The sequence below is a fragment of the Flavobacterium enshiense genome, assembly GCF_040750275.1.
In the GTDB taxonomy this organism is placed as follows: domain Bacteria; phylum Bacteroidota; class Bacteroidia; order Flavobacteriales; family Flavobacteriaceae; genus Flavobacterium; species Flavobacterium enshiense_B.
In genome coordinates, this window is sequence record NZ_JBDOCV010000001.1 from 60,176 (window position 1) to 84,056 (window position 23,881).

The window sequence follows — 23,881 nt, forward strand, 5'->3', positions numbered from 1 at the left end:
AAAAAATTAATCAACTTAACTATGAAAAAAATTACTCTAGCGTTACTTTTTTTCGTTCCTCTGATTGGATTTTCACAAGAGCCTTTGGAGAAGATTAACGCGTACATGAGTCAAAATCATTCAAAGTTTTCACTGACCAATCAGGATATTTCCGATTTAGTGATCGTGAATGATTTCAGCTCGGAATCGACAGGAATTAACAATTATCACGTTAAGCAACGTCACGGTGGAATTGAAGTTTTTAACTCCGATTCTAATTTTTGGATTAAAAATGGTCAGGTGCTAAATGGAGGTGAAGAATTTATTTCAAACGTAGCTTCAAAAGTCAATGCGACGGAACCTGTTAAAAGCGTTACGGATGCTTTGATGGGAGTTTTAGGGACCATTAATGAAAATCAACTAACCGGTGTCCAGATTATCGAATCAAATAATCATGATTTTAAATTAAGCAACGGGATTTTGGTACATGATCCGATTAGGGCAGAATTGGTGTATTTTTTAACCGAAGATAATACCTTACAACTGGCTTGGGATTATGAGTTTTTCTCACAGAATACCCAGCACCTTTGGAATTTAAAAGTAGACGCGGTAACCGGAAAAATGCTTGAACAGAAAGATATGATGCTTTCTTGTTCTTTCGGGGACAATCATAGTGCGCATTCTCATGCTTATATGGCGTCAATGAATTTTTCGCAGGCTGCTTTTAAGCAAGAAGCGGCTTCTGCTTTGTTAACTCCAGGAACTACAAACTACAGAGTTATTCCATGGAATTACGAGAGCCCGAATCACAGCGCCAGACAATTGGTTACTAATCCGGAGTTTACTGCCAATGCTTCTCCTAACGGATGGCACAATACCAATAATATAATTGGAGGAGGCGATTTGCTTACAAGATATAATACAACCAGAGGGAACAATGTTTTCGCAAAAGATGATACTGATGGAAACGATTCAGCTGGAAATCCTGCTACAGGAACAGGTACATATCCAGACCTTACTTTCGATTTCGCTTACGGCGGAAATGGTGTAGTAGCGAGTACTTATTTACCGGCAGCTACAACCAACTTATTCTACATGAATAATGTTGTGCATGATGTTTGGTATCAGTATGGTTTTAATGAAGCCAATAAAAACTTCCAGTCTTCAAATTATGGAAGAGGTGGTGTTGGAAATGATTATGTAAATGCAGATGCTCAGGATGGTTCGGGTGTTAATAATGCAAATTTTGGTACTCCTTCTGACGGTGGTTCGCCAAGAATGCAGATGTTCTTATGGAATGTTGGGCCAGCTCCAAGTCTGGTTATTGCAGCACCGAGTTCAGCGGCAGGAACGTATCCCATAGTAGATAACGGATTCAGCCCTGGGCATGTGGCCATACCACTGTCTCCAGGATTAACCGCACCTTTAGTGTTGTTTAATGATGGTATGCCGGACACCAGCGATGCATGTACTTCGGCTACTAATGCGGCAGCATTAAGCGGTAAAATTGCTGTAATCCGAAGAGGAACTTGTGCTTTTGTTGAAAAAGTTAAATTTGCTCAGGATGCTGGAGCAGTTGCAGCCATCGTGGTGAACAATGTTGCCGGAACCATTAGTATGGGAGGTGCAGACGCAACCATTACCATTCCTGCAGTGAGTGTGAATATGACCGAAGGAGAGGCAATTATTGCTGCTATGGCTAATGGAACGACTACAGGAACATTGTCGGCGCCAGCTTTTGTGAATACCGATGGAGATTTCGATAATGGAATTATTGCTCATGAATACGGTCACGGAATTTCTACCCGATTATCAGGAAACTGTTTAGGTGGTTCTGAGCAACAAGGTGAAGGTTGGTCGGATTGGTTTTGGCTGATGATGCAAATCAAACCGGGAGATACCAGAAATGATGCAAGAGGAATCGCTACATTTGCGGTTAATCAACCAACTACGGGACGTGGAATCAGACAATACAGATATTCTACCGATATGGCAGTTAATCCGCATACTTACGGTAGCACAAATACCATGGTTACAACCGCTAATACAGTTGATTCGCATTCAGTAGGTTCGGTTTGGTGTGCGATATTGTGGGATTTGACTTGGAATTATATCGATAAATACGGATACGATTCAAATATTTATACAGGAACCGGAGGGAACAATAAAGTAATGCGTTTGGTTTTGGATGCTATTAAACTGGACGGATGTAACCCAACCTTTATCACTGCCCGTGATGCTATTATTGCTGCTGATCAGGCTACCACTGGAGGTCAGGATTTTTGTATGATTTGGCAAACGTTTGCAAGAAGAGGAGTAGGAGTTAATGCCTCATCCGGACCAAATAATAACGGTGTGGCTGGAATTCAGGATCAAGTTGAAGATTTCCTTACACCACCTGCAGGACCAAACTGTACGTTAGGAGTGGACCAATTCCAGAATGAAAAAGTTATCAAGGTGTATCCAAACCCTACAAAAGGGCAGTTGAATGTTGCGATTAACAACTATTCCGGAAAATTATCGGTTCAAGTATTCGATTTGAACGGAAGAAAAGTATACAATCAGGAAATTAATGATTTCGCGGTTGAGAGATCGATCAACTTAGGTGGGTTACAAACAGGAATGTATTTAATTAAGATTGACGGTGAAAACCTAAACTATACACAGAAAATCATTCTTAACTAATAAGAAAAGTGTGTTATAATAAAAAAGGGTTCCGAATTCGGAACCCTTTTTTATTTACTTAAAAGAGTAGCTAAGCCCAACGCCAAGAATTTGTTTTAATTGGATTTTTGGTCCTCGGATTACCTGAACGCCATCTATGTCTTCTTTTGATTTAATGTCGTCGTCATATATTAAATGCGTAGCGATACTAGCCCTTACATATTGATTGACTACCATATCAAATTGTAACTGCCAATCCACGTCTATATTTCCAAAATTGTTAATGTAATCACTGTATAAAGTCAAACGATGATCAATATTGATGTTTTTGAAAATTTCCCTTTTAAATTGATTGGTCACCAAAATACCCAATTCTGTCCTCGATCTTCTCCCGTGTTCAATAATATTGCCGTCAATATCATATGAAGCTTTTGTAACCCCAAACGCCCCCTGATCGGCTAAACGTTCGTCCAATACTAAAGTGGTTTTTTGGGTTAGCGGTGAGAAGTAGGCCTTAAAACCTTCTTCTTTGTTGATGTATTCAGCACCAATACCCAGGAAAATATAAGCCGGTGCAAAAGGTTTAGATATCGCCAGTTCTGTGTTTGGATACGCATAACCATTGGTGAACTGTGTGTTAAAATTGAATTTTGCAGAATAATACCAATTGGAAATTGAGTCTGTTTTAAACCCGGCAGTTGAATTCAATTGCACGGCGTCGTCTGTTTTTCTGGATTCACGGCCATCTTGTTTGTTTAGCCCGTAGCGCGCGATAAGCTCATTGTGCCAAACAAAACGTCCTTTCGTGTATTTGCGTACAAAGGCGCCTTTTAAAATACCTGAAATGGAGTTTTCTCCTCCGGCATTCCAGTTCATAAAAGAAACTTGTGTTAGATCTAAACCCACAATGTTGTCTTTCTCCCAGTGTTTGATAGTGTCAAGTTCTGTTGTTCTGATAATGTCTTGTGCCGAACCCAATTGAAAAAACACAATACAGAAAAATGCTAAAAGATATTTTTTTAAGCAGTTCATAATAGTAGTTAGGTTAAATTTGGTGCAAAAATCAACATTTTCAATAAGTTGAAAAAATATTTTTCAAACTATTAACGTCGATGCCGCAAATTTGTTGTTGCTCCAAAACAGAACCTTGTTCAATAAATTCATCCGGAATTCCGAGTTTTTTTACAGAAGCAGCAACGTTGTTCGCTGTAACGAAAGAAGCAATCAAACTTCCGAAACCACCATTTATAGCGCCATCCTCTACTGTGATGATATGTTTGTGGGTACGGCAGATGTCTTTTAATGCTTCAAAATCCAGTGGCTTAACAAACGGAAAGTGATAATGGCTGAATTTCGAAGAGCTGTCAAGTTGTGATAAGGCTGCGCTGACATTATTGGCTATAAATCCTGTTGTTAGAATGGCTGTTTCCGATCCTTGTTGCAGCAAATGTGCTTTACCAATCTCAAGTTTTTGATAAGGCACCTGCCAGTTTTTCAATATTCCTCTGCCCCGTGGATAACGGATGGCAATAGGATGGTTTAAACCCAACTGTGCGGTGTACATAATGTTACGCAGTTCGACTTCATCTTTTGGGGCGTAAATGATGAGATTTGGGATACAACTTAGATACGCGAGGTCATAAACTCCTTGGTGTGTAGCGCCATCTTCACCTACCAATCCGGCACGGTCCAGGCAAAAAATTACCGGTAAGTTTTGCAAGGCTACATCGTGAATCACCTGGTCGTAAGCACGTTGAAGAAATGTCGAGTAAATGTTGCAGAAAACAATCATGTCTTGTGTTGCCATTCCAGCAGCAAGTGTTACGGCATGTTGTTCGGCAATGCCCACATCCAAAGCTCTTTTGGGAAACGTGTCCATCATGAATTTCATGGATGAACCCGTAGGCATAGCGGGTGTTATTCCGATAATTTTTGGATTTTCATTTGCCAGTTCGACTAAAGTGTGACCGAAAACATCTTGAAATTTTGGGGGTAGATTTTCTTCCGATTTGGGTAGAATTTCTCCGGTTTCCGGATTGAATTTTCCCGGAGCATGATATTTTACCTGATCTTCTTCCGCCAATTGCATGCCTTTGCCTTTGGTGGTTATGATGTGCAGGAATTTAGGTCCTTTTTTGTGTTTTAAACGGTTTAATTCTTTCAGAAGTGCATCAAAATCATGTCCGTCAATCGGGCCGGAATATTCAAAATTGAGCGACTTAATCATGTTGTTGTCTTTCGGGTTTTTGCCTTCCTTCACGGAGGTAAGATAATCTTTCAATGCACCCACGCTTGGGTCAATTCCAATGGCATTGTCGTTTAGGATGACCAAAAGATTGGCATCGGTTACTCCGGCGTGGTTTAAGCCTTCAAAGGCTATTCCGGAAGCTATGGAAGCATCTCCGATTACGGCGATGTGTTGTTTTTCAGTCTCTCCTTTTAAATTGGAAGCTAAAGCCATACCTAAAGCGGCGGAAATAGCCGTGGAGGAATGTCCGACGCCAAAGGTGTCGTACTTGCTTTCACTTCGTTTCGGGAATCCGGAAATGCCGTGCAGTTGACGGTTCGTGTGAAAAACGTCTTTGCGTTCCGTAAGAATCTTGTGTCCGTAGGCTTGATGTCCCACATCCCAAACCAGTTGATCCTCTGGGGTGTTAAAAACATAATGCAAAGCAATCGTTAACTCAATTACGCCCAAACTGGCACCCAAATGCCCTTCTTTGCGGGAAACTATATCGATGATGAAATCGCGGAGTTCTTTGGCCAGAAAGGGTAGTTGTTCCGGAGTGAGTTTTCGTAAATCGCTAGGATTCTGGATGTTTGGCAAGAGTTTTTCGAACATAGTACAAATGTACAACTTGAAATCGCCACTACCAAGTTGTTTGTCTCAAACAAACATCAATATTTCAATAGGCGATACCATAAGTTACTTGTAAAAAATAAAATTTAAACTTATGAAATTGTATTTTTGTTTTATGGAAAACATTTTTACCGACGAATATTTCATGAAAAAGGCCTTGCAGGAAGCCGAAGTAGCTTTCGGAAAAGGCGAAATTCCGGTAGGAGCGATTGTGGTTGTGGACAATCGTGTGATTGCCCGAACCCATAATTTAACGGAAATGCTTAACGATGTTACCGCTCATGCCGAAATGCAGGCAATCACTTCTTCAGCGAATTTTTTAGGCGGGAAATATTTGAAGGATTGCACCTTGTATGTGACGTTAGAACCTTGTCAGATGTGTGCCGGTGCGTTGTATTGGTCGCAGATTTCCAAAATCGTATACGGCGCCCGTGACGAACAGCGCGGGTTTATGAAAATGGGCACGCAATTGCATCCGAAGACTGTGGTGGTTGGTGGTGTGATGGAAAACGAATGTGCCAATTTGATGAAAAGCTTCTTTAAAGCGAAACGCTAACTAGCCCCGATGGGAGCGGCATCCTTTTTGTTAAACCTAATATGAGCTTCCGTTGTTGGAGGTCAAAAAGATACAGCGGACAGCGGGAACAAGCTTCAAAAAATTCAGGAAAAGCCATAAAAAAACCGCCTCGTTTCGCAACGGGCGGTTTTAGTTTTATTTAATTTCAGTTCCTTCTTTATCGAAGAAATGATATTCCAAATACGTGTAAGCGTCACGAGGTATGATTTTCACCCATTTCTTATGCTCGAAAAACCATTTCGAACGTAAGGATGGAAAACCTTTGGTAAGGTATGCTGCCACAAAGGGGTGTGCATTTAGCACCACTTTTTTATGGTCTTTGATAATTCGTTCAAGATCAGCCGCTATTTTATCAACAATTAAGATTGGAGCTTCGATTTCCCCGTTTTCATTGGGGTCTTCTTCTCTTGTTTTGATGTTTACTTCCGGTCTGACTCTTTGTCTAGTAATTTGAATCAATCCAAATTTACTAGGAGGCAAGATCTTGTGTTTCGCCTTGTCGTCACTCATCTCCTCTTTCAGAAAATCGTATAATGTTTTACGGTTTTCCGGGTTTTGCATATCGATGAAATCGACAACAATAATACCACCCATATCGCGAAGTCTTAATTGACGGGCAATTTCTGCCGCTGCAATCATGTTTACTTCTAAAGCGGTGTCTTCCTGATTGGTTGCCTTGTTGGATCGGTTACCGCTGTTTACGTCGATAACGTGCAAAGCTTCGGTGTGTTCGATGATTAAGTAAGCTCCTTTGCTCATCGAAACCGTTTTTCCGAAAGACGTTTTGATTTGTCGTTCAATGTGATATTTCTCAAAAAGAGGAAGTTCCTTCGACTGGTAATGTTTGACGATATTGACTTTTGAAGGGGCTATCTCTTGCAAATAGTCCTTGGTTTGGTAATACAAATCCTCATCATCCACGTGAATACCGGTAAAGGTATCGTTGAACACGTCTCTTAAAATGGAAGAAGCTTTGTTAACCTCCCCTAAAATTTTCGACGGGTGATGAGCGGTTGGTATTCGTTTGCACATGGCCGACCATTTGTCGATCAAATTCTGCAAGTCTCTGTCCAGTTCGGCTACTTTTTTGCCTTCGGCTACTGTACGGACAATAACGCCGAATCCTTTGGGTTTGATGGATTGAACCAAGCGTTTTAAGCGGTCTTTTTCTTCTTTGGAATCGATTTTCTGAGAAACCGAAACCCTGTCGGAGAAAGGAACTAAAACAACATATCTTCCTGCCAACGACAGCTCCGAACTGATTCGGGGGCCTTTGGTGGAAATTGGTTCTTTCACCACCTGAACTAAAATCGACTGGTTGGCGCTGAGCACATCGGAAATGGCTCCGTCCTTGTCGATTTCGGGTTCAAAAGGAAAATTTTTGAGAGTGAAATCTTTTATTTTACCTGCGCTTACAAGTTTTATGAATTTTATCATTGAAGAAAGATTTGGACCTAAATCGTGATAGTGCAGAAATGCATCTTTCTCGAAACCTACGTTCACAAACGCAGCATTCAGTCCCGGCACCGGTTTGCGGATTTTGGCAATAAAAATATCGCCTACCGAAAATCCGGCTTTTTCATCGCCGCCTTCTTCTTTGTGTAATTCAATTAGTTTTCCATCTTTTAATAAGGCAAAATCTACAGCTTCTGAACTGGATCGAATGATTAATTCTTTGTTCATGCGGTACATTTTTATCCATACTTTTAAATTTTAAGCCAATAAATGACTTGTGACTAAATGTACAGATGGATTAAACATTTTTTACAGGTATAAACCCGATGATAACCGATGTTTCTCGATTATCGCTGTCAATGAACTTTTTGGTTTAAAAAGAAAAAAGTAGCTTTAGACTACTTTTTCTTTTTATGGCGGTTAGCTCTCGCTCTTTTTTTACGTTTGTGCGTCGCTACCTTATGTCTTTTTCTTTTTTTACCACTTGGCATAGTGTACGTGTTTAGTGATTAATAAATAATTATTTTACTTCAGTGTTAGTTTTTACTCCGTCAACAAAGATTTTTGCTGGTTTGAAAGCAGGAATATTGTGCGCCGGAATTTTGATAGTAGTATTTTTTGAAATGTTTCTACCTGTTTTCTCCGCTCTTGTTTTGATGATAAAACTTCCGAAACCTCTTAAATATACGTTGTCACCAGTTTCTAATGAGCTCTTCACTTCGTCCATAAAAGACTCAACTGTTGCCTGTACGTCTCCCTTTTCTAAGCCTAATTTCTCTGAAATTTTCGCTACGATGTCTGCTTTCGTCATTTTCTTTCTTTTTATTTTAGAATAATGTGTATTATTTTTTGAGTGTGCAAATATAGCAATTAAAAAAACAAATTTTCAAGCTAATTGATTAAAATTTAGTCACATAAAGTTTTATTTTTGTTTTCCAATTTTTTTAACATGAATTTTTCTAACTCGTTAATTCAATGGTATTTACAAAACAAGCGTGACTTGCCATGGCGAAAAACGAATCATCCTTATGCTATATGGCTTTCGGAAATCATGCTTCAACAAACGCGAGTAGCACAAGGAATGCCTTACTATTTTGCTTTTACAGCAGCTTTTCCGACGGTTGAAGATTTGGCAAAATCCGATGAAGAAACCGTGTTGAAATTGTGGCAGGGTTTGGGGTATTATTCCCGTGCCCGCAACTTGCATGCGACTGCAAAATACATTGCTTTTGAATGCGGCGGAAAATTTCCCGACACCTATAATGAACTTAAAGCGTTAAAAGGCGTGGGGGATTACACCGCGGCGGCCATCGCTTCCATTGCATTCGGAGTTCCGGTTCCGGTGGTAGACGGAAATGTGTATCGTGTTTTGTCTCGTTATTTTGGAGTGGAAACGGATATTTCGTCTCCTAAAGCTAAGAAAGAATTTTTTGCCTTGGCCGATTCGTTGCTCCCAAAGGATAAAGCCTCGGAATTTAATCAGGCGATGATGGAGTTTGGTGCTTTGCAATGTGTGCCGAAAAATCCGAATTGTAAAATTTGTATTTTCAACGGAAGTTGTGCGGCGCTACAAATGAAAAAAGTTGATACGCTCCCTGTAAAGCTAAAGAAGGCGAAAGTGGTACCGCGTTATTTTAATTATCTGATTGTAAAAGATAAAAATGGCAATGCTATAGTTCAGAAACGAACGGCAAAAGGGATTTGGCATAATTTATATGAGTTCCCGCTCCTAGAAACGAGTTCTTTAACAGATTATGAAGCTACTTATGCTTTGATTGAAAAGTGGAATTTTGGATTTACAATTTCCAATATCAAACCGCTTCATCCTGAGGTGATTGTTCATAAACTTTCCCATCAGCATTTGAATATTCGTTTTTGGGAAGTGGAAACGGAAGATGAAGTTTCGCAAGCCTTGAATCCGGAAGCGATTATGAAATTTCCTTTTCCGATTGTCATTCATAATTTTATGGAGCGACTTTGGCAAAATGAACAGAAAAGTAGTATATTTGAGAATTACTAAAACATACAAGCCATGAACGGTACATTAAACAAAGTGATTTTAATCGGACATTTAGGAGACGATGTTAAAATGCACTATTTTGAAGGAGGAAACTGCATCGGACGTTTTCCGCTGGCGACAAATGAAGTTTACATCAATAAAACAACCGGTGAAAAAATAACCTCTACCGAATGGCATAATTTAGTGGTGCGCAACAAGGCTGCCGAAATTTGTGAAAAATACCTGTCCAAAGGCGATAAGATTTATGTGGAAGGCCGCATCAAATCCCGTCAGTGGCAAACGGAAGAAGGGACTACGAAATACACTACCGAAATTCAGGTAACGGAATTTACATTCCTTACAACCAAAAAAGAATTCGAGCAAAAGCAGGGCGGATTCAACCCTCAAGGGGGAGGAGCATCACATAATTCGTCTTATGATGCGCCACCAACGACTCTTGAAGGCGACGATTTACCGTTTTAACAGGCTGGTTTTGAAATAATCTTTCCGAAACTCCGTTTCACATTGTATCTTTACGCCAAAATTCAGCGTAAGGCTTTCTTGTATGATAAAATTCAGTACTATACTTTTTGCGGCAGGATTTGCACTATCGTTAACAGCGGTAAGTTGTAAAGAAGATGCTATACCGAAACCAAAAGGACAGTTGCGTTTGGATTATCCGACTGCTAAATACGGTCTGTTTTCCAATGAATCGTCAAATTGTTCGTTTACTTTTGATATTAACGAAAGCTCAAAAGTAAAGATGAAGCAGGATTGTTCGATGGAAATTGAATATCCGAAAATGAAGGCGACCATCTATCTGAATTACAAGCCGGTAAACGGAAATATCGATCAGTTACTGCGCGATGCCCAAAAATTAACGTACGAGCATGTGGTAAAAGCCGATGATATTGCAGAGCAGCCTTTTTTAAATCCTGTGAATAAAGCGTATGGGATGTTTTATCAGGTAGGCGGAAACGCGGCAACCAATGCCCAGTTTTACGTAACGGACAGCACACGACATTTCTTAGTGGGTTCGGTGTACTTTTATGCCAAGCCGAATTACGATTCGATATTGCCTGCAGCAGCCTATATCAAAAATGACATGCGAAAAATCATGGAAACCATAAGGTGGAAATAATAATAAATAAAAAAGGAACTCATTTGAGTTCCTTTTTTATTGTAGGCCAGCAATCGGTGGCTTTGTTTTCGGTTCAGATGTTTGCTTTGTAGTTGGCTACTTTGTAGGTTTTGCCATCTGCAACACCTTCAACAATTTTGGTTAACGTTTCCTGATCGTTTACCGTTTTGTCGAAAGAGATGGTAGCTGTTTTGGTTTCGAAATCTACTTTGGCTTCTTTTACGCCTTCCGTTTCGGCTAATTTTTTCTCGATAGTAGCAGCACAGCCCATAGCGCAGGTCATGCCTTTAATTTCGAACGTAGCTGATTGCAAATCCGCAGCGGCAATTTCTTTTTTAGGAGTCGGAGCTGCTGTAGTAGTAGCGTTTTCTGTTGTTTTCTCTTCTTTTTTGCAGCTTGCAAATGTTATTCCGGCTACAGCTGCAATTAATAATGATTTTGAAAAAGTCATATCTTGTATAATTTTGATTTTTAATGATTTACTTGATTTGGGGCAAAATTACCCAAAAAAACAGCCGATTGTCATTTAAATAACAGAATTTTGACATTTCAAAAGTATAGTTATGGATTCCAAGCAGCTGAAATGGCTTTTATTGGCAGCACTTGCCCTGATTTGGGGGAGTTCGTTTATTTTAATCAAGCGTGGTCTTGTGGGGTTAACGCCGTTTCAGGTGGGTTCGTTGCGGATGTTGTTTGCGTTTTCGTTTCTTTTGATAGTCGGTTTCAGAAGTTTGACACAGATTCCGTTGGGGAAATGGAAATACATTGCGCTAACGGCTTTTACGGGAACTTTTGTACCTGCTTTTTTGTTTGCCATTGCGCAAAGTGAAATCGATAGTTCCATTAGTGCCATTCTGAATTCGCTTACCCCTTTGAATGCTTTGATTTTAGGCGTGACTTTTTTTGGATTGGCTTTTCAGCGCAGCCAGTTTATTGGGGTAATGGTGGGTTTGGCAGGGAGCTTGATCCTTATTTTAAGCGGGGCGGCACACAACCCAGATCAGGATTATTTTTATGCCCTTTTTGTAGTGGTGGCAACGTTTTGTTATGCGCTCAATGTGAATTTTATCAAAAAGTACCTTTCGGATATTAGTCCTTTGGCTATTACTACCGGAAATTTTGTGGTGATGGCGGTTCCGGCTTTGCTGATTTTGTTTTCAACGGGATTTTTTGGTCAGCTTCAAGAAGTGAAAGTACAGCATTCGGTTGTATTTGTTGGGATTTTAGGAATCATCGGTACCGGCATCGCGAATATGTTGTATTTTAAACTGATCCAAATGACTTCGCCGGTTTTTGCTGCTTCGTCTGCGTATCTGTTTCCGGTTGTGGCGATTTTTTGGGGTGTGCTGGACGGGGAAGTGCTTTCGATAGTGCAAGTGCTGGGTGCGATAATTATTTTGGCTGGGGTTTATCTTTCGGCTAAAAAGTAAAATTTTTATTTACCGCAGATTTGCAGATTAAGAAAAATAGTAGAATAAAACCGTTTACTGTGATTTCAAATGGTATGTTTTTTATCAACCTTTGCGTAAATAATCTGCGAATCTGCGGTGAAATTAAACTATTCAGTATTTGATAAGTGTTTTTGAATTCTAAAATAAGTTCATAAAAAAAGGTTGTCCGTGTTGGACAACCTTTTTGGTTTTATCAGAATGTGATTTCTTATTTAAAATCTTCTGCAGTAACACCTTCATTGATTTTTACTTCCGTAGTCATCAATTTGATATCGATACCGATGTTCATGTCGATTTCGTGAGGGAACTTAATGCCTTTTACTTCTTTGTAATTGCTGTAGTACGTGGTTTGCGTCATTTTCTGACCTTGTCTTTCCATTTCCTTAGCTTCAGCCGTTTTTAAGCCGCTTTTTACATCGTAGTAGTAGGTGGTTTTTCCTTCTTTGATTACATAAACATCAGTTCCGTTCATGTTTTCAATGCTTTCTAGTTTCGCAGCCGGGTTGGTAACTAATGTTAATTCTTCGAATGGGATAGCGCCGTCTTTTTGTTCTTTCAGTTCTTCAGCTGTCAAATCTTTTCGCTGACCTTGAACTACTCGGTATCCGGATTTGTCGCCCACTACTTGTTTCATCATTGACATTCCCATCGCTTTCATTTCCGTCATCATTTTTTTGTCGGAAACCTTAGTAGTCAATTCAACCGGTGTTCCCTGAATGGTTCCGGAAGAAACGGTTGCTACTGATTTTACCGCTTTTAAAGCTTTCTCACCACCGATGGCTTTAATGTAGCTGTCGAAAACCGTTTTAGTCGTTACGCCAGCCGGAATCGGAATGCTTACTTTTGGTTTTTCTGTAGGATTACCGAATTTGTCAAAATACATGATTGGTAATTTTTCCTTAGCACTCATCTTTTCTAAGCTTGGTAATACTTCCGAAGCTTTTCCAACGATTATAACTCTTGTGTTTTCAGCAAGGAAATATTTGTTAGCCACTGCTTTAATGTCTTCTGCTGTTACCGCGTTGATGTTTTTGATGTAGTTTTCGTAGAAATCAGCCGGTAGTTTTTGTGTTTCGGTGTTTAAGGCGTAACGCGCGATAGTTCCCGGTTTTTGGATCTGCATTACGAAGTTTCCGATGTATTTCGCTTTTGCGTTTTTCAATTCTTCCGCAGTAACCAATTCGGTTCTGATTTTTTTCAATTCGTTCATGAATTCTACCACGGCGCTGTCTGTTACGGCATTTCTAACCGAAGCCCCAGAGCGGAATTTCTCCACGTATTTACCGGAACCTAAAGAAGAATAAGCGCCATATGTCCATCCGTGTTTTTCACGTAAGTTCATAAACAAACGACCTTCACCACCACCACCAAGTACTTGGTTAGCTAAAATTCCCGCGAAGTATTCTTTGTCGGTCATTTTTAAGTTTACGGTGTTCACTAAAGCGATTTCAGACTGTACCGCATTCGGCATATCAACAAAGTTAATTTGTGAATACTGAACGTTTTTAGGGTCTGTATAAGTTAAAGCAGGAGCCACGGCTTTTTTCCATGAACCAAACTGTTTTTCTACCATTTTTTGAACCTCTTTGGTTTTAACATCTCCAACGATTACCAAATAAGCGTTTCCTGGTACGAAATACGTGTTGTAGTTAAGGGAAACATCATTTAATGTTACGTTTTTGATGGTAGCCTCGCTTAAATATTCTCCGCTTGGATGGTCTTTCCCGAAAGCTAAGACGTCTTCCACGCGACCGGCAACAGCCGTAACGCTTTTTTCTTCAGATTTTAAACCTTCTAGTAGTTTTGCTTTCTCTTTGTCTAGTTCTTCTTGAGTGAAGATAGGGTTTAGTGCGCCGTCAGCCATCAATTCTAGGATTCTTCCCGAGTATTTTGACAATCCGCTGGCAGAAGCTCCTCTTGCATTGAAGTTGATGTTAGCGCCTAAGAAATCGATTTCTTCGTTAAAAGCATCTTTCGACATGGTTTTGGTGCCGTTACCAATCAAAGCGCTGGCTAAATCGGCTACTCCTTTTTTATCGCCTTCTGCATAAGGTGCATAGTCGATGCTAAGGTTGTAAGATACTCTTGGTAATTTGTGGTTTTCCACTACCAAAACTTTTAAACCGTTTTTAAGGGTGAAAGTGGTTGGTTTCCCAACATTTACCACTGGAGAAGGGCCTGGTTTTGGTTGTGTTCTGTCTTGTGCTTGCATGGTTATTGCTAAAAATAAACTTGCTGCTATATAAATGTACTTTTTCATGTTTCGTTGTTCGTTAGGCTTAGTTTTGTGCTTTGTCTTTCGCAGGAACATAATCTAAAATCAAACGTTGGTTCGGGTTTAGATATTTTTTAGCCGCTTCTCTGATTTCTTCTCTGGTAATGGAACGGAAGATGTCGATTTCCGTGTTGATTAAATTCACATCACCATACAACAGGTAAAAAGAAGCCAGGTTTTCTGCAATTCCTTCTACACTTGCGTTGCTGTTTACGTACTGGTTTTCGAATTTGTTCTGAAGTTTCTGGAAGTCTTTCTCCGAAATCAATTCGTTTTGAAGTTTTACGATTTCTTCGTCTACTTCTTTCAATAAGCCTTCCGTTGTATTTTCACCCATCGGCATACCGTAAAGAATGTACATTCCGTAATCTTCCTGAGAATAGTTGAACGCCCCGATTTGTAAGGCCATTTTCTTGTCGTCTACCACTTTTTTGTACAGTTTAGAACTTTTTCCATCAGATAAATACGATGAAACCATGTCTAGAATTCTGGCATCACGCGTTTTCATGGATGGTGTTCTGTAAGTAGCTACCATCATCGGAATCTGGATGTTAGGATCCTGATAGGTTGCTTTGATGGTTTCTGTGATAGGAGCTTCTTCAAATTTTTGTTTTACAACCGGAGTTCCTTTTGGAATTGGGCTGAAATAGCCTTTAATCCATTCTTTTGCCTGCGCCGGATCGAAATCACCTGCAACTACTAAAACGGCGTTGTTAGGGATGTAGAATTTTTTGTTGAAGGCTTGGAATTCTTCCAATGTAGCAGCATCCAAATGTTCCATAGAGCCGATTGGAGCCCAACGGTAAGGGTGTGCTTTGTACATGTTTTGTTTTACGGCAGTAATTAAGTTTCCGTAAGGTTGGTTGTCTACACGAAGTCTTTTTTCTTCTTTCACTACCTCGTTTTGAGTGTCTACACCAATTTGGTTGATTACCGGATGCATCAAACGCTCTGATTCCATCCATAAGGCTAACTGTAAGTTGTTGGAAGGGAAAACTTCGTAGTAATAGGTTCTGTCTTCTGAGGTATTGGCATTATTGTTTCCGCCATTGGCTGTTACAATTTTAAACCATTCACCACGGGAGATGTTTTTGGTTCCTTCGAATAAAAGGTGTTCGAAAAAATGTGCGAATCCTGTTCTTTCCGGATTTTCGTCTTTTGATCCCACATGGTACATTACAGATGTAATTACTACCGGAGCCGATTTGTCCTGATGTAAAATCACATGCAGTCCGTTGTCCAGTTTGTATTCTTCAAATGCTACCTTTTGAGCGGAAGCAATGCCTCCAAGCATTAAAAGCGAACTCAAAGCCATTAAAGATTTTTTCATAAGAGTTAATAGTTATTATATTTCGTGAATGAGTGTGCAATTTCGTGATTTTGTTACAAATAGCCTTTATTTTTTTCTAATACAACTGATTTTTAGTTTTTTAGTGGTAATTTTTTGAAAACTAGTTGTAGGATAAAGAATTAGTCGTATATTTGCGCACTTAAAAAATTAACTAAATAGTATTGTTATGTACGCAATCGTAGAGATAGCAGGGCAACAATTTAAAGTAAGCAAAGACCAAAAGGTTTATGTTCACCGTTTAGCGTCTGAAGAAGGAGCGAAAGTTTCTTTCGACAAAGTTCTTTTGTTAGACGACAACGGAAACGTGACTTTAGGCGCCCCAGCTGTAGAAGGTGCTTCAGTAGAAGCCAAAGTGTTACAACACTTAAAAGGTGATAAAGTAATCGTTTTCAAAAAGAAAAGAAGAAAAGGTTACAAAAAGAAAAACGGTCACAGACAATCTTTAACTCAAATTGTAATCGAAGGTATCGTTGCAGGTGGAGCAAAGAAAAAAGCGACTAAAAAAGCGGAAGCTACAGAAGAATAATTATTAACTTTTAAAACCAATACGTCATGGCTCACAAGAAAGGTGTCGGTAGTTCCAAGAATGGTAGAGAATCAGAATCGAAACGTTTAGGCGTTAAGATTTATGGTGGTCAAGCTGCTATCGCAGGAAACATTATCGTAAGACAAAGAGGTTCTAAGCACAACCCGGGAGAAAACGTTTACATGGGTAAAGATCATACTTTACATGCAAAAGTTGACGGTGTGGTAAAATTCCAGAAAAAAGGTGACAACAAGTCATTTGTTTCTGTAGTTCCATTCGAAGCATAAGAAATACTCTTAAATTATATAGAAAACCCGTTTCATTTTGGAACGGGTTTTTTGTTTTTTCGCTGTAGTTCGTCTGGTTTTATTGTGTTTCGAGGGGTTTTTGTTTTTTTGAAGTGTTGTGTTTTGGTTTATTTGTAACTTGTTTAGTAACAAATAAAGATACCATGAAGTTTACTGGGTTTTTTGAAAATGAAGCTATTATAATATTTGTTATAATCTTTATAATTTATTTCGTAGGGTATGAACTGATACGAAGGCTTGATGTTTCAAAAGATAAGAAATATGAGCTTTCTTTTCGTCTTTTAGCATCACTTTCTTTCTTTTTGGTGATATACAACATTCATGTTTCTATCAGGTCTAATAATGTGATAGAAGAGAACAGGATGTCTTATAATACCATCGAAAATATCCAGCGGAATTGGCTTGATCCTCAAAAGGAATTGCTGGGAAATTATCCTGAGGGTTATTTTCTGTATTCCAGTATGGTTCAGGATGCTGAGTTTGCTGTTGAAAAACCTCAGGAATATGATGTGTTTAAAAGAAAACAGTTGGAAGTTTATTATTCTCTCAGGGTTTTTCAGGCTATAGAAGATTTTTTGACTACCGGGAAATATGATGAAACCGGCATGAATGTTTGGGTTAATAATTTTCTGATGTGGATGCAATCTCCTATTCTTCGTCAATATTGGCGGAAATTGTCATTTAACTATTCTAAAGATACTCGTGAATTTATTGAGGGAATAATTAAAAAAAGCAATGGTTTGATTGCATTAAGAAAGGAAAAAGGAAAATTAGAAGCGAGTGATTATGATAAAATTTCGGCTCAATTTGTTGTGAATTTGAGAGAGTAAAGGGTAGCTGATGTTAGAAAAAGGGATTGGTAAAAAAAACAAAAAACCCTCACATCACTGTAAGGGTTTTTTAAAACTATTTTGACTAATCACTGATTAATATCTGTAATATTCCGGTTTAAAAGGTCCTTGAACCTCTACACCGATATACGCCGCTTGTTCTGCGTTTAATGTTTCCAATTCTACACCTAATTTAGCTAAGTGTAACGCTGCCACTTTCTCATCCAAGTGTTTCGGTAACATGTAAACTTCGTTTTTGTAGGCAGCTGAATTATTCCACAACTCTAACTGTGCCAATGTCTGGTTCGTGAACGAGTTTGACATTACAAACGATGGGTGACCGGTTGCACAACCTAAGTTCACCAAACGGCCTTCAGCTAAGATTAGGATGTCATTACCGTTTACGTTGTATTTGTCAACCTGAGGTTTGATCTCGATTTTAGAAGCTCCATGGTTTTTGTTCAACCAAGCCATGTCAATTTCGTTATCGAAGTGACCGATGTTACACACGATAGTCTTGTCTTTCATCGCTTCGAAATGTTTTCCAACCACGATATCTTTGTTCCCTGTAGTCGTGATTACGATATCCGCATTACCTACTACAGTGTCTAATTTTTTCACTTCAAAACCGTCCATAGCTGCCTGTAAAGCACAGATTGGATCGATTTCAGTTACTGTAACGATAGAACCGGCACCACGGAAAGAAGCTGCCGTTCCTTTACCAACGTCACCGTATCCACAAACTACCACTCTTTTACCAGCTAACATAACGTCAGTAGCTCGACGAATAGCATCTACAGCAGATTCTTTGCAACCGTATTTGTTGTCAAATTTAGACTTAGTAACCGAATCGTTTACGTTGATTGCCGGCATGAACAAAGTTCCGTTTTTCATCCTTTCATACAAACGGTGAACACCAGTAGTCGTTTCTTCTGATAAACCTTTGATGCCAGGGATTAATTCCGGGTAACGGTCAAAAACCATGTTGGTTAAATCACCACCATCATCCAAGATCATGTTCAACGGTTTTCTGTCTTCACCAAAGAATAAGGTTTGCTCGATACACCAATCGAAAGACTCTTCGTCAAGACCTTTCCAAGCATACACCTGAATTCCAGCAGCAGCAATTGCAGCAGCAGCCTGATCCTGTGTAGAGAAAATGTTACAAGAAGACCAAGTAACTTCTGCTCCTAAAGCAATCAAAGTTTCGATTAAAACCGCCGTTTGGATCGTCATGTGCAAACATCCTGCAATACGCGCTCCTTTTAAAGGCTGGCTGGCTCCATATTCTGCACGAAGCGCCATTAATCCTGGCATTTCTGCTTCTGCAAGTTCAATTTCTTTTCTTCCCCAAGCCGCAAGATTAATATCTTTTACTTTGTAGGCTACAAATGGAATTGTTGTTGTACTCATCTATTTAGTATATTTGTTTTAATAATTATCCGATAAATTTCGGACTGCAAAATTACGCATTTCCTTTAATTTTCCTATAGTGTTTTGTACATTTTGTGATTTGTTTAGGAATCTAATCTTTTGATAAACAATAAAGTATCGAATGCCTTTTTATAAAGAAGTAAATATAGACAGTTGTGCAAAAGTTTTTCTCTGGAAAATAGAGGAAGATTTTAACACGTTGTTTCGGTCTGCGCGCCTGAAAGATGTTTCGTTAACCCGCTTGGAAGGAATGAAATCCGAAAGTCATCAAAAAGGGTTTCTTGGGGTGCGGATGTTGTTGCAGCAATGTGGCTATTCCGATTTTGATTTGTATTACGATGAATTCGGAAAACCGCATTTACAGGACGGAACTCATATTTCCATATCGCATTCTTTCGATTTTTCTGCAATTGTGCTGAGTGATAAAAACATCGGATTGGATATCGAGCAGGTAAAGGAAAAAGTGTTGCGAATTGCCCCGCGGTTTATGGATGTTTCCCATCTCGAAAATTTATCCGAAGTAGATCAGGCAAGGAAAGCCACCGTTATCTGGGGTATTAAAGAAGCTGTTTTTAAATTGAAAAATGAAGCCGGTATCAGCTTTCCCGATCATATTTTTGAAGAGGAATTTTTGCTTGCGGACAAAAAAAGTAAAGCACAATTGCATTTCAATAACACCATTGAGCATTACGCTATCTGTTTCGAGGAAATCGAAAATTATATGTTGGTTTGCGCCTTGAAATCCGATTGACGGCGTGTTCGGTTTTCATAAATGTTGATCAGGAGAAAAGTTCCCATTTTTCGGGCACGACGTTTCAAAAGTTCTACATTTTTACCTTCGAATAATTCTTCCAGCGTTTCAAACCATAAATTGAGCCAAAGACCAAACACATCCGGATTTACGGTGTGTTGGAATTTTTCGTCCACTTCGACATGAGCCGTAAGCGGATCGCCGAAATACTTCCGAACGGCAAAGAGGTTGTTTTCCCAAAAATCAGTCAGTTTTTCCAAATGGGCGTACCAGTCGGTTATTGTTTCATTAAAGAAATGACCAATCTCTTCGTTAGCACGAATTTTATCGTAAAAGGTGTGAACCAGTAAAGAAAGGTCATTTCTGTTTTCGATATCTCTTTTCATTACTTAAATAATGAAGTTATTCAGAATGATAGCTGCAATGCTGATGGCAACACTAACGATGATTAAGTTGAAGACCAATTTTGGTTTTTGTTGGGATAAAATAGCGCCGTTAACAAAGCTGCATGCAATGACCACCAAGGCCAACTGAACCATTTGAAAGAAAGAAACGCCGTTTTGTAAAATGTACATGGCGGCAGCACCTCCCAGACAACTCTGTCCGATTACGGCTAATGTTGTAAATCCCATGTATCCTTCTTGAAATTCTTCGAATGTTTTTTGATATAGTGTCATGATTTCTAATGTTTTATGAAGCAAATGTACGGTGCTGATACACCTCGGTTTTATGATAAAAATCATGTTCCCTGAAAAAAGATTTTGGTATTATGGAGGAATATATTAATGATTGTATGACAAAAAAGTTACTTTTACCAAATAATAAAGCTCTGCAAAAAAATGATTTACAACGAAATGGTATCGGCTAAAAAAAACGGGAAAAAACTCCTGGCGGTTTTGCTGGATCCGGATAAAATTGTAATGGAAAAGGTAGGGGTGCTGGCTGAGAAAATCAATCAGTCACCGGCTACTCATGTTTTTGTGGGCGGAAGTATTGTTGAGGCAGATATCATTGATGAATTAATCCTTACGTTAAAGCAAAAATTGCGTTTACCGATTTTGCTTTTCCCAGGAAATCCTTCGCAAATTTCCAAAGAGGCCGACGGGATTCTGTTCTTAACGTTATTATCTGGAAGAAATCCGGATTATTTAATCGAGCATCAGGTAAATGCGGTTCCCATTTTAAAAAAGACACGCCTGGAAGTTATTTCTACGGGTTATATCTTAATCGAGAGCGGAACACAAACCGCCGTAGAACGCGTAAGTAAAACCGAACCGTTACGTAGGAGTAATGTTGATTATGTGCTGCAAACCGCTCAAGCCGGCGAATATATTGGTAACAAATTGCTTTATCTGGAAGCGGGAAGTGGTGCCAAACTGGCGGTCCCGTTAGCCATGATAAGCAGTGTTTCGGAAAATACCGGCATTCCGGTAATTGTAGGTGGCGGCATCCGATCCAAAAGCGCCATTGAAGAAGCCTTTGCTGCAGGTGCTGATCTGGTGGTTATCGGCACTGCTTTTGAAAACGACGCTGATTTTTTTAATTCTTAGTACAACCGTTATGCTGGAGTTCTTTTTTGAGGCCTATAAAAATGCTTCCACTTTACAGATTGTGCTGGAATTTACGGCTTTTGTATGTGGGATTGCCAGTGTGTGGTTGGCGCGAAAACAGCATATTTGGCTCTATCCGACAGGGTTGATTGCTACGGTTATCACGACCTATCTGCTTTGGGTTGCCGGATATTTGGGTGATATGATGATTAATTTTTACTTTTCCGTGATGAGTATTTACGGATGGTGGAATTGGGGCAGAAAAAGGGATTCTAATTTGGATTTACCCATCACAAGAACTAATTTTAAAGAAAAAATAACAGGAATAGTATTGTTTTTTCTGACAATTTTTGTAGTTTTCGGCATCTATAAAATGGTTGGCCAGGAGGTGCGAAAAGAAAATTATATCGATATCGCAGCATCGGGTATTTTCTTTACCGGGATGTGGTATATGGCCAATAAAAAGATAGAAAACTGGACCTTGTGGATAATAGGAGACTTTATTGTAACTCCCATTTATGCGTATCGAGGTTTGGGTATGTTGGCATTACAATATTTAATTTTTACGGGGTTAGCTATTACAGCTTATATAGAATGGAGAAGGATTTTACAGCAAAAGACTATTTAGTAACTGCATACGGTTTTACAGCATCTGATTTTAAGTATATAGAAGAGTACGGCATAGCTGTTGATAAAATCCGTCGGGAGTTGTCTTTTTTTGAACGGGGCATCACCAAGATAGATTTAGACAGGACCGCTACGGTCTGCGATGGTATTTTTTCGTTTTCCGAAACGGAAATGGAAGCACTTGTGTCTTGTTTTGAAGCTCATAAAAATGATTATGTTATTGAAAAATTTGTACCGGCTTCCGGAGCAGCCAGTCGTATGTTTAAATTTCTGATCGATTTTGTAAACGATTTTCATCCCGATAATGAAACCATAAACGCCTATATCAACCGCAAGAAAGCTTTGGAATTGTCTGTTTTTTTGGTGGGGATGGAAAAGTTTCCGTTTTATGATTTGGTTTTGGAGGAAGTGAAGAGTTTTTACAATAATTATGATGCTTTTTCACAAGACGAAAAGTATTACTATTTTATAAGTATGATGCTTTCTCAGGAAGGTTTTGATTTTGCCAACAAACCAAAAGGAATTCTTCCGTTTCACAAACAGGGCAGCATTTTACATTCCCCGATTATAAAACATTTGAAAGAAACTACAGCCTATACGGAAAGTTTAGGTGTTCAAAAGTTGCATTTTACGGTTTCGGAGGAACATCTTCAAGAATTTGAAGCCATTGTAAACCAGAATAAAGCCAATGCCAGTGTTTCGTATTCCTTCCAGCATTTGGCTACCGATACTTTGTCTGTTGATATGAATAATGTTCCTTTCCGATTGGAAGACGGTAATTTGTTTTTCAGGCCGGGTGGACATGGTGCGCTTATCGAAAATCTCGGACAGTTGCAAAGCGATGTGATTTTTATCAAGAACATTGATAATGTGGCATTCAATCATTTTGAAGAAATTGTATTTTACAAAAAAGCATTGGGCGGTTTGTTATTTCAATTGCAGCAGGAAACTTTTTTCTATTTGCAACAGTTGGAGAACAATACGTTATCGAATCTGGATGAGATTGTAACCTTTGCCAATGAAAGACTGAATGTGTTTCTGCCAAAAGACTTTTCGAAGTATTCTTACGAGAATCAAAAGCAGGAACTTTATCAGTTGCTGAACCGTCCGATTCGTGTTTGCGGCATGGTGAAAAACGAAGGAGAACCCGGCGGAGGACCGTTTTGGGTAAATGAAGACAATGGAACCGTTTCGTTGCAGATTGTGGAATCTTCGCAAATTGATCAACAAAGCGAAAGTCAAAAAAAGATCTTTGCAGAATCTACCCACTTCAATCCTGTAGATTTGGTTTGTGGTGTGAAAAATTATAAAGGGGAAAAGTTTAATCTTAATGATTTTGTAAATCCCAACGCTGGTTTTATTGTGCAGAAAACCAAAAATGGAAAAGATATCAAAGCCTATGAATTGCCCGGGCTTTGGAATGGCGCTATGGCTAATTGGGTCACGGTTTTTGTGGAAGTGCCTTTGGTAACCTTCAATCCGGTAAAAACGGTAAACGATTTACTCAAGCCGGCACATCAGCAAGAATAAAGGTGAACAAGGAAAAAATCATAGCGGAATTACAGTTTAAGGCCGTTCGCAGCAGCGGAGCCGGAGGGCAAAATGTCAATAAAGAGGCTTCGAAAGTAGTGCTTACTTTTGATGTGCAACAATCGGAAGCCTTATCCGAGGAAGAAAGAGAGCTGTTGTTAGTTAAGCTGGAAAATAAAATCTCAAAAGACAAGTTGTTGGTTTTGAACTGTGATGAAGACCGCAGCCAACTCCGAAATAAAGAAATTGTCGTTAAAAGATTTCTGGCCATACTTGAAGGCGCGCTCAAGGTGCCAAAAGCAAGAAAAACTACTAAGATTCCGCGGTCGGTGATTGAAAAGCGTTTAAAGGAAAAACGAAACCAGTCCGATATCAAACAATTGCGTCAAAAGCCTAAAATGTAAAATCAATTTGTGATTTTGATTTTTGGAATTTATCACCGTATCTTTGCCCCGTCTCAAAGGGGTGCTCCAAATAACGAGCTGAGATTATACCCGTAGAACCTGGAACAGGTAATGCTGTTTAGGGAAATGATAACAACCGGTTAATGAAGTTGGTGTCATGATACAATCA

24 protein-coding genes are annotated in these 23,881 nt (G+C 39.3%); 14 read left to right on the plus strand and 10 right to left on the minus strand.

Annotated elements, in window-relative coordinates; translation table 11 throughout:
- Positions 1-21 precede the first annotated feature (21 nt).
- A complete protein-coding gene (locus tag ABGT15_RS00310; protein ID WP_367229427.1) occupies positions 22-2,664 on the plus strand; it encodes a T9SS-dependent M36 family metallopeptidase in 2,643 nt (880 codons plus the stop codon).
- A gap of 54 nt (positions 2,665-2,718) precedes the next feature.
- On the opposite strand, the gene ABGT15_RS00315 is transcribed toward ABGT15_RS00310, so the two are convergent.
- Together ABGT15_RS00315 and ABGT15_RS00320 are read right to left on the minus strand one after the other, a co-directional pair.
- Positions 2,719-3,675 carry a DUF3078 domain-containing protein gene (locus tag ABGT15_RS00315; RefSeq protein ID WP_367229428.1) on the minus strand — a complete coding sequence of 319 codons (957 nt, stop codon included), beginning with the start codon at positions 3,673-3,675 and terminating at the stop codon, positions 2,719-2,721.
- A 40-nt stretch (positions 3,676-3,715) separates the two neighbouring features.
- Positions 3,716-5,485: a 1-deoxy-D-xylulose-5-phosphate synthase gene (locus tag ABGT15_RS00320; protein WP_367229429.1), complete on the minus strand. Its 1,770-nt coding sequence runs from the start codon at positions 5,483-5,485 to the stop codon at positions 3,716-3,718.
- A gap of 133 nt (positions 5,486-5,618) precedes the next feature.
- Here ABGT15_RS00320 and ABGT15_RS00325 point away from each other — a divergent pair, with 133 nt between their 5' ends.
- The gene (locus ABGT15_RS00325) at positions 5,619-6,059 is read left to right on the plus strand and encodes a nucleoside deaminase (protein ID WP_367229430.1); all 441 of its coding nucleotides are present in this window, start codon (positions 5,619-5,621) and stop codon (positions 6,057-6,059) included.
- Between the two features lie 156 nt (positions 6,060-6,215).
- Here ABGT15_RS00325 and ABGT15_RS00330 read toward each other — a convergent pair whose 3' ends face one another.
- Positions 6,216-7,763, minus strand: coding sequence for an Rne/Rng family ribonuclease (locus ABGT15_RS00330; RefSeq protein ID WP_367229431.1), 1,548 nt, complete (start codon positions 7,761-7,763; stop codon positions 6,216-6,218).
- A gap of 292 nt (positions 7,764-8,055) precedes the next feature.
- Positions 8,056-8,400 carry an HU family DNA-binding protein gene (locus ABGT15_RS00335; RefSeq protein WP_262486425.1) on the minus strand — a complete coding sequence of 115 codons (345 nt, stop codon included), beginning with the start codon at positions 8,398-8,400 and terminating at the stop codon, positions 8,056-8,058.
- Positions 8,401-8,484: 84 nt separating this feature from the next.
- Between ABGT15_RS00335 and mutY the strand changes: the two genes are divergently transcribed.
- From mutY to gldD, 3 genes are all read left to right on the plus strand, one after another.
- Positions 8,485-9,555, plus strand: coding sequence for an A/G-specific adenine glycosylase (mutY, locus tag ABGT15_RS00340; protein WP_367229432.1), 1,071 nt, complete (start codon positions 8,485-8,487; stop codon positions 9,553-9,555).
- Between the two features lie 12 nt (positions 9,556-9,567).
- Positions 9,568-10,017, plus strand: a complete 450-nt coding sequence (locus tag ABGT15_RS00345; protein WP_367229433.1) for a single-stranded DNA-binding protein — start codon at positions 9,568-9,570, stop codon at positions 10,015-10,017.
- 82 nt (positions 10,018-10,099) lie between these two features.
- Positions 10,100-10,675: a gliding motility lipoprotein GldD gene (gene gldD, locus ABGT15_RS00350; RefSeq protein ID WP_367229434.1), complete on the plus strand. Its 576-nt coding sequence runs from the start codon at positions 10,100-10,102 to the stop codon at positions 10,673-10,675.
- Positions 10,676-10,748: 73 nt separating this feature from the next.
- Here the strand turns inward: gldD and ABGT15_RS00355 are convergent, their stop codons facing one another.
- Positions 10,749-11,126 (minus strand): heavy-metal-associated domain-containing protein, encoded by a 378-nt coding sequence (locus ABGT15_RS00355; protein ID WP_367229435.1) that lies wholly within the window; start codon positions 11,124-11,126, stop codon positions 10,749-10,751.
- A 112-nt stretch (positions 11,127-11,238) separates the two neighbouring features.
- Between ABGT15_RS00355 and ABGT15_RS00360 the strand changes: the two genes are divergently transcribed.
- A complete protein-coding gene (locus ABGT15_RS00360) occupies positions 11,239-12,105 on the plus strand; it encodes a DMT family transporter (protein ID WP_367229436.1) in 867 nt (288 codons plus the stop codon).
- Positions 12,106-12,334: 229 nt separating this feature from the next.
- Here ABGT15_RS00360 and ABGT15_RS00365 read toward each other — a convergent pair whose 3' ends face one another.
- Together ABGT15_RS00365 and ABGT15_RS00370 are read right to left on the minus strand one after the other, a co-directional pair.
- The gene (locus ABGT15_RS00365; protein ID WP_367229437.1) at positions 12,335-14,386 is read right to left on the minus strand and encodes a M16 family metallopeptidase; all 2,052 of its coding nucleotides are present in this window, start codon (positions 14,384-14,386) and stop codon (positions 12,335-12,337) included.
- A 19-nt stretch (positions 14,387-14,405) separates the two neighbouring features.
- Positions 14,406-15,731, minus strand: coding sequence for a M16 family metallopeptidase (locus tag ABGT15_RS00370; RefSeq protein ID WP_367229438.1), 1,326 nt, complete (start codon positions 15,729-15,731; stop codon positions 14,406-14,408).
- 187 nt (positions 15,732-15,918) lie between these two features.
- Here ABGT15_RS00370 and rplU point away from each other — a divergent pair, with 187 nt between their 5' ends.
- From rplU to ABGT15_RS00385, 3 genes are all read left to right on the plus strand, one after another.
- Positions 15,919-16,278, plus strand: coding sequence for a 50S ribosomal protein L21 (rplU, locus tag ABGT15_RS00375; protein WP_367229439.1), 360 nt, complete (start codon positions 15,919-15,921; stop codon positions 16,276-16,278).
- 26 nt (positions 16,279-16,304) lie between these two features.
- Positions 16,305-16,565 (plus strand): 50S ribosomal protein L27, encoded by a 261-nt coding sequence (rpmA, locus tag ABGT15_RS00380; protein WP_023573269.1) that lies wholly within the window; start codon positions 16,305-16,307, stop codon positions 16,563-16,565.
- Between the two features lie 164 nt (positions 16,566-16,729).
- Positions 16,730-17,416 carry a hypothetical protein gene (locus ABGT15_RS00385; protein WP_367229440.1) on the plus strand — a complete coding sequence of 229 codons (687 nt, stop codon included), beginning with the start codon at positions 16,730-16,732 and terminating at the stop codon, positions 17,414-17,416.
- A 96-nt stretch (positions 17,417-17,512) separates the two neighbouring features.
- Here ABGT15_RS00385 and ahcY read toward each other — a convergent pair whose 3' ends face one another.
- Positions 17,513-18,829, minus strand: coding sequence for an adenosylhomocysteinase (ahcY, locus tag ABGT15_RS00390; RefSeq protein ID WP_367229441.1), 1,317 nt, complete (start codon positions 18,827-18,829; stop codon positions 17,513-17,515).
- Between the two features lie 142 nt (positions 18,830-18,971).
- Between ahcY and ABGT15_RS00395 the strand changes: the two genes are divergently transcribed.
- Positions 18,972-19,601, plus strand: a complete 630-nt coding sequence (locus ABGT15_RS00395; RefSeq protein WP_367229442.1) for a 4'-phosphopantetheinyl transferase family protein — start codon at positions 18,972-18,974, stop codon at positions 19,599-19,601.
- Here the strand turns inward: ABGT15_RS00395 and ABGT15_RS00400 are convergent.
- Both ABGT15_RS00400 and ABGT15_RS00405 read right to left on the minus strand, forming a co-directional pair.
- Complete coding sequence (locus ABGT15_RS00400; protein ID WP_367229443.1) at positions 19,568-19,987, minus strand: group III truncated hemoglobin; 420 nt, start codon at positions 19,985-19,987, stop codon at positions 19,568-19,570. The two genes, ABGT15_RS00395 and ABGT15_RS00400, sit on opposite strands and share 34 nt — an antisense overlap.
- A gap of 3 nt (positions 19,988-19,990) precedes the next feature.
- Positions 19,991-20,278, minus strand: a complete 288-nt coding sequence (locus tag ABGT15_RS00405) for a hypothetical protein (RefSeq protein ID WP_367229444.1) — start codon at positions 20,276-20,278, stop codon at positions 19,991-19,993.
- A gap of 162 nt (positions 20,279-20,440) precedes the next feature.
- Between ABGT15_RS00405 and ABGT15_RS00410 the strand changes: the two genes are divergently transcribed.
- The 4 genes from ABGT15_RS00410 to arfB are packed head-to-tail and all read left to right on the plus strand — an operon-like array spanning position 20,441 to position 23,712.
- On the plus strand, positions 20,441-21,151 hold the full coding sequence (locus ABGT15_RS00410) for a geranylgeranylglyceryl/heptaprenylglyceryl phosphate synthase (protein ID WP_367229445.1): 711 nt from the start codon (positions 20,441-20,443) through the stop codon (positions 21,149-21,151).
- Positions 21,152-21,161: 10 nt separating this feature from the next.
- Positions 21,162-21,779 (plus strand): nicotinamide riboside transporter PnuC, encoded by a 618-nt coding sequence (pnuC, locus tag ABGT15_RS00415; protein ID WP_367229446.1) that lies wholly within the window; start codon positions 21,162-21,164, stop codon positions 21,777-21,779.
- On the plus strand, positions 21,746-23,308 hold the full coding sequence (locus ABGT15_RS00420) for a DUF4301 family protein (RefSeq protein ID WP_367229447.1): 1,563 nt from the start codon (positions 21,746-21,748) through the stop codon (positions 23,306-23,308). Before pnuC ends, ABGT15_RS00420 begins: the two co-directional genes overlap by 34 nt.
- Before the next feature lie 2 nt (positions 23,309-23,310).
- The gene (arfB, locus tag ABGT15_RS00425; RefSeq protein ID WP_367229448.1) at positions 23,311-23,712 is read left to right on the plus strand and encodes an alternative ribosome rescue aminoacyl-tRNA hydrolase ArfB; all 402 of its coding nucleotides are present in this window, start codon (positions 23,311-23,313) and stop codon (positions 23,710-23,712) included.
- Positions 23,713-23,881: the final 169 nt, after the last annotated feature.

What these genes read in the sequence shown, in the direction of transcription:
- ABGT15_RS00320 (WP_367229429.1), bottom strand. Translation starts at nt 5,485, where the DNA reads ATGTTCGAAAAACTCTTGCCAAACATCCAGAATCCTAGCGATTTACGA.
- gldD (WP_367229434.1), top strand. Translation starts at nt 10,100, where the DNA reads ATGATAAAATTCAGTACTATACTTTTTGCGGCAGGATTTGCACTATCG.
- ABGT15_RS00395 (WP_367229442.1), top strand. Translation starts at nt 18,972, where the DNA reads ATGCCTTTTTATAAAGAAGTAAATATAGACAGTTGTGCAAAAGTTTTT.
- ABGT15_RS00400 (WP_367229443.1), bottom strand. Translation starts at nt 19,987, where the DNA reads ATGAAAAGAGATATCGAAAACAGAAATGACCTTTCTTTACTGGTTCAC.
- ABGT15_RS00365 (WP_367229437.1), bottom strand. Translation starts at nt 14,386, where the DNA reads ATGAAAAAGTACATTTATATAGCAGCAAGTTTATTTTTAGCAATAACC.
- rplU (WP_367229439.1), top strand. Translation starts at nt 15,919, where the DNA reads ATGTACGCAATCGTAGAGATAGCAGGGCAACAATTTAAAGTAAGCAAA.
- pnuC (WP_367229446.1), top strand. Translation starts at nt 21,162, where the DNA reads ATGCTGGAGTTCTTTTTTGAGGCCTATAAAAATGCTTCCACTTTACAG.
- ABGT15_RS00310 (WP_367229427.1), top strand. Translation starts at nt 22, where the DNA reads ATGAAAAAAATTACTCTAGCGTTACTTTTTTTCGTTCCTCTGATTGGA.
- ABGT15_RS00315 (WP_367229428.1), bottom strand. Translation starts at nt 3,675, where the DNA reads ATGAACTGCTTAAAAAAATATCTTTTAGCATTTTTCTGTATTGTGTTT.
- ABGT15_RS00330 (WP_367229431.1), bottom strand. Translation starts at nt 7,763, where the DNA reads ATGAACAAAGAATTAATCATTCGATCCAGTTCAGAAGCTGTAGATTTT.
- ABGT15_RS00410 (WP_367229445.1), top strand. Translation starts at nt 20,441, where the DNA reads ATGATTTACAACGAAATGGTATCGGCTAAAAAAAACGGGAAAAAACTC.
- ABGT15_RS00385 (WP_367229440.1), top strand. Translation starts at nt 16,730, where the DNA reads ATGAAGTTTACTGGGTTTTTTGAAAATGAAGCTATTATAATATTTGTT.
- ABGT15_RS00405 (WP_367229444.1), bottom strand. Translation starts at nt 20,278, where the DNA reads ATGACACTATATCAAAAAACATTCGAAGAATTTCAAGAAGGATACATG.
- rpmA (WP_023573269.1), top strand. Translation starts at nt 16,305, where the DNA reads ATGGCTCACAAGAAAGGTGTCGGTAGTTCCAAGAATGGTAGAGAATCA.
- ABGT15_RS00355 (WP_367229435.1), bottom strand. Translation starts at nt 11,126, where the DNA reads ATGACTTTTTCAAAATCATTATTAATTGCAGCTGTAGCCGGAATAACA.
- mutY (WP_367229432.1), top strand. Translation starts at nt 8,485, where the DNA reads ATGAATTTTTCTAACTCGTTAATTCAATGGTATTTACAAAACAAGCGT.
- ahcY (WP_367229441.1), bottom strand. Translation starts at nt 18,829, where the DNA reads ATGAGTACAACAACAATTCCATTTGTAGCCTACAAAGTAAAAGATATT.
- ABGT15_RS00420 (WP_367229447.1), top strand. Translation starts at nt 21,746, where the DNA reads ATGGAGAAGGATTTTACAGCAAAAGACTATTTAGTAACTGCATACGGT.
- ABGT15_RS00325 (WP_367229430.1), top strand. Translation starts at nt 5,619, where the DNA reads ATGGAAAACATTTTTACCGACGAATATTTCATGAAAAAGGCCTTGCAG.
- ABGT15_RS00360 (WP_367229436.1), top strand. Translation starts at nt 11,239, where the DNA reads ATGGATTCCAAGCAGCTGAAATGGCTTTTATTGGCAGCACTTGCCCTG.
- ABGT15_RS00345 (WP_367229433.1), top strand. Translation starts at nt 9,568, where the DNA reads ATGAACGGTACATTAAACAAAGTGATTTTAATCGGACATTTAGGAGAC.
- ABGT15_RS00370 (WP_367229438.1), bottom strand. Translation starts at nt 15,731, where the DNA reads ATGAAAAAATCTTTAATGGCTTTGAGTTCGCTTTTAATGCTTGGAGGC.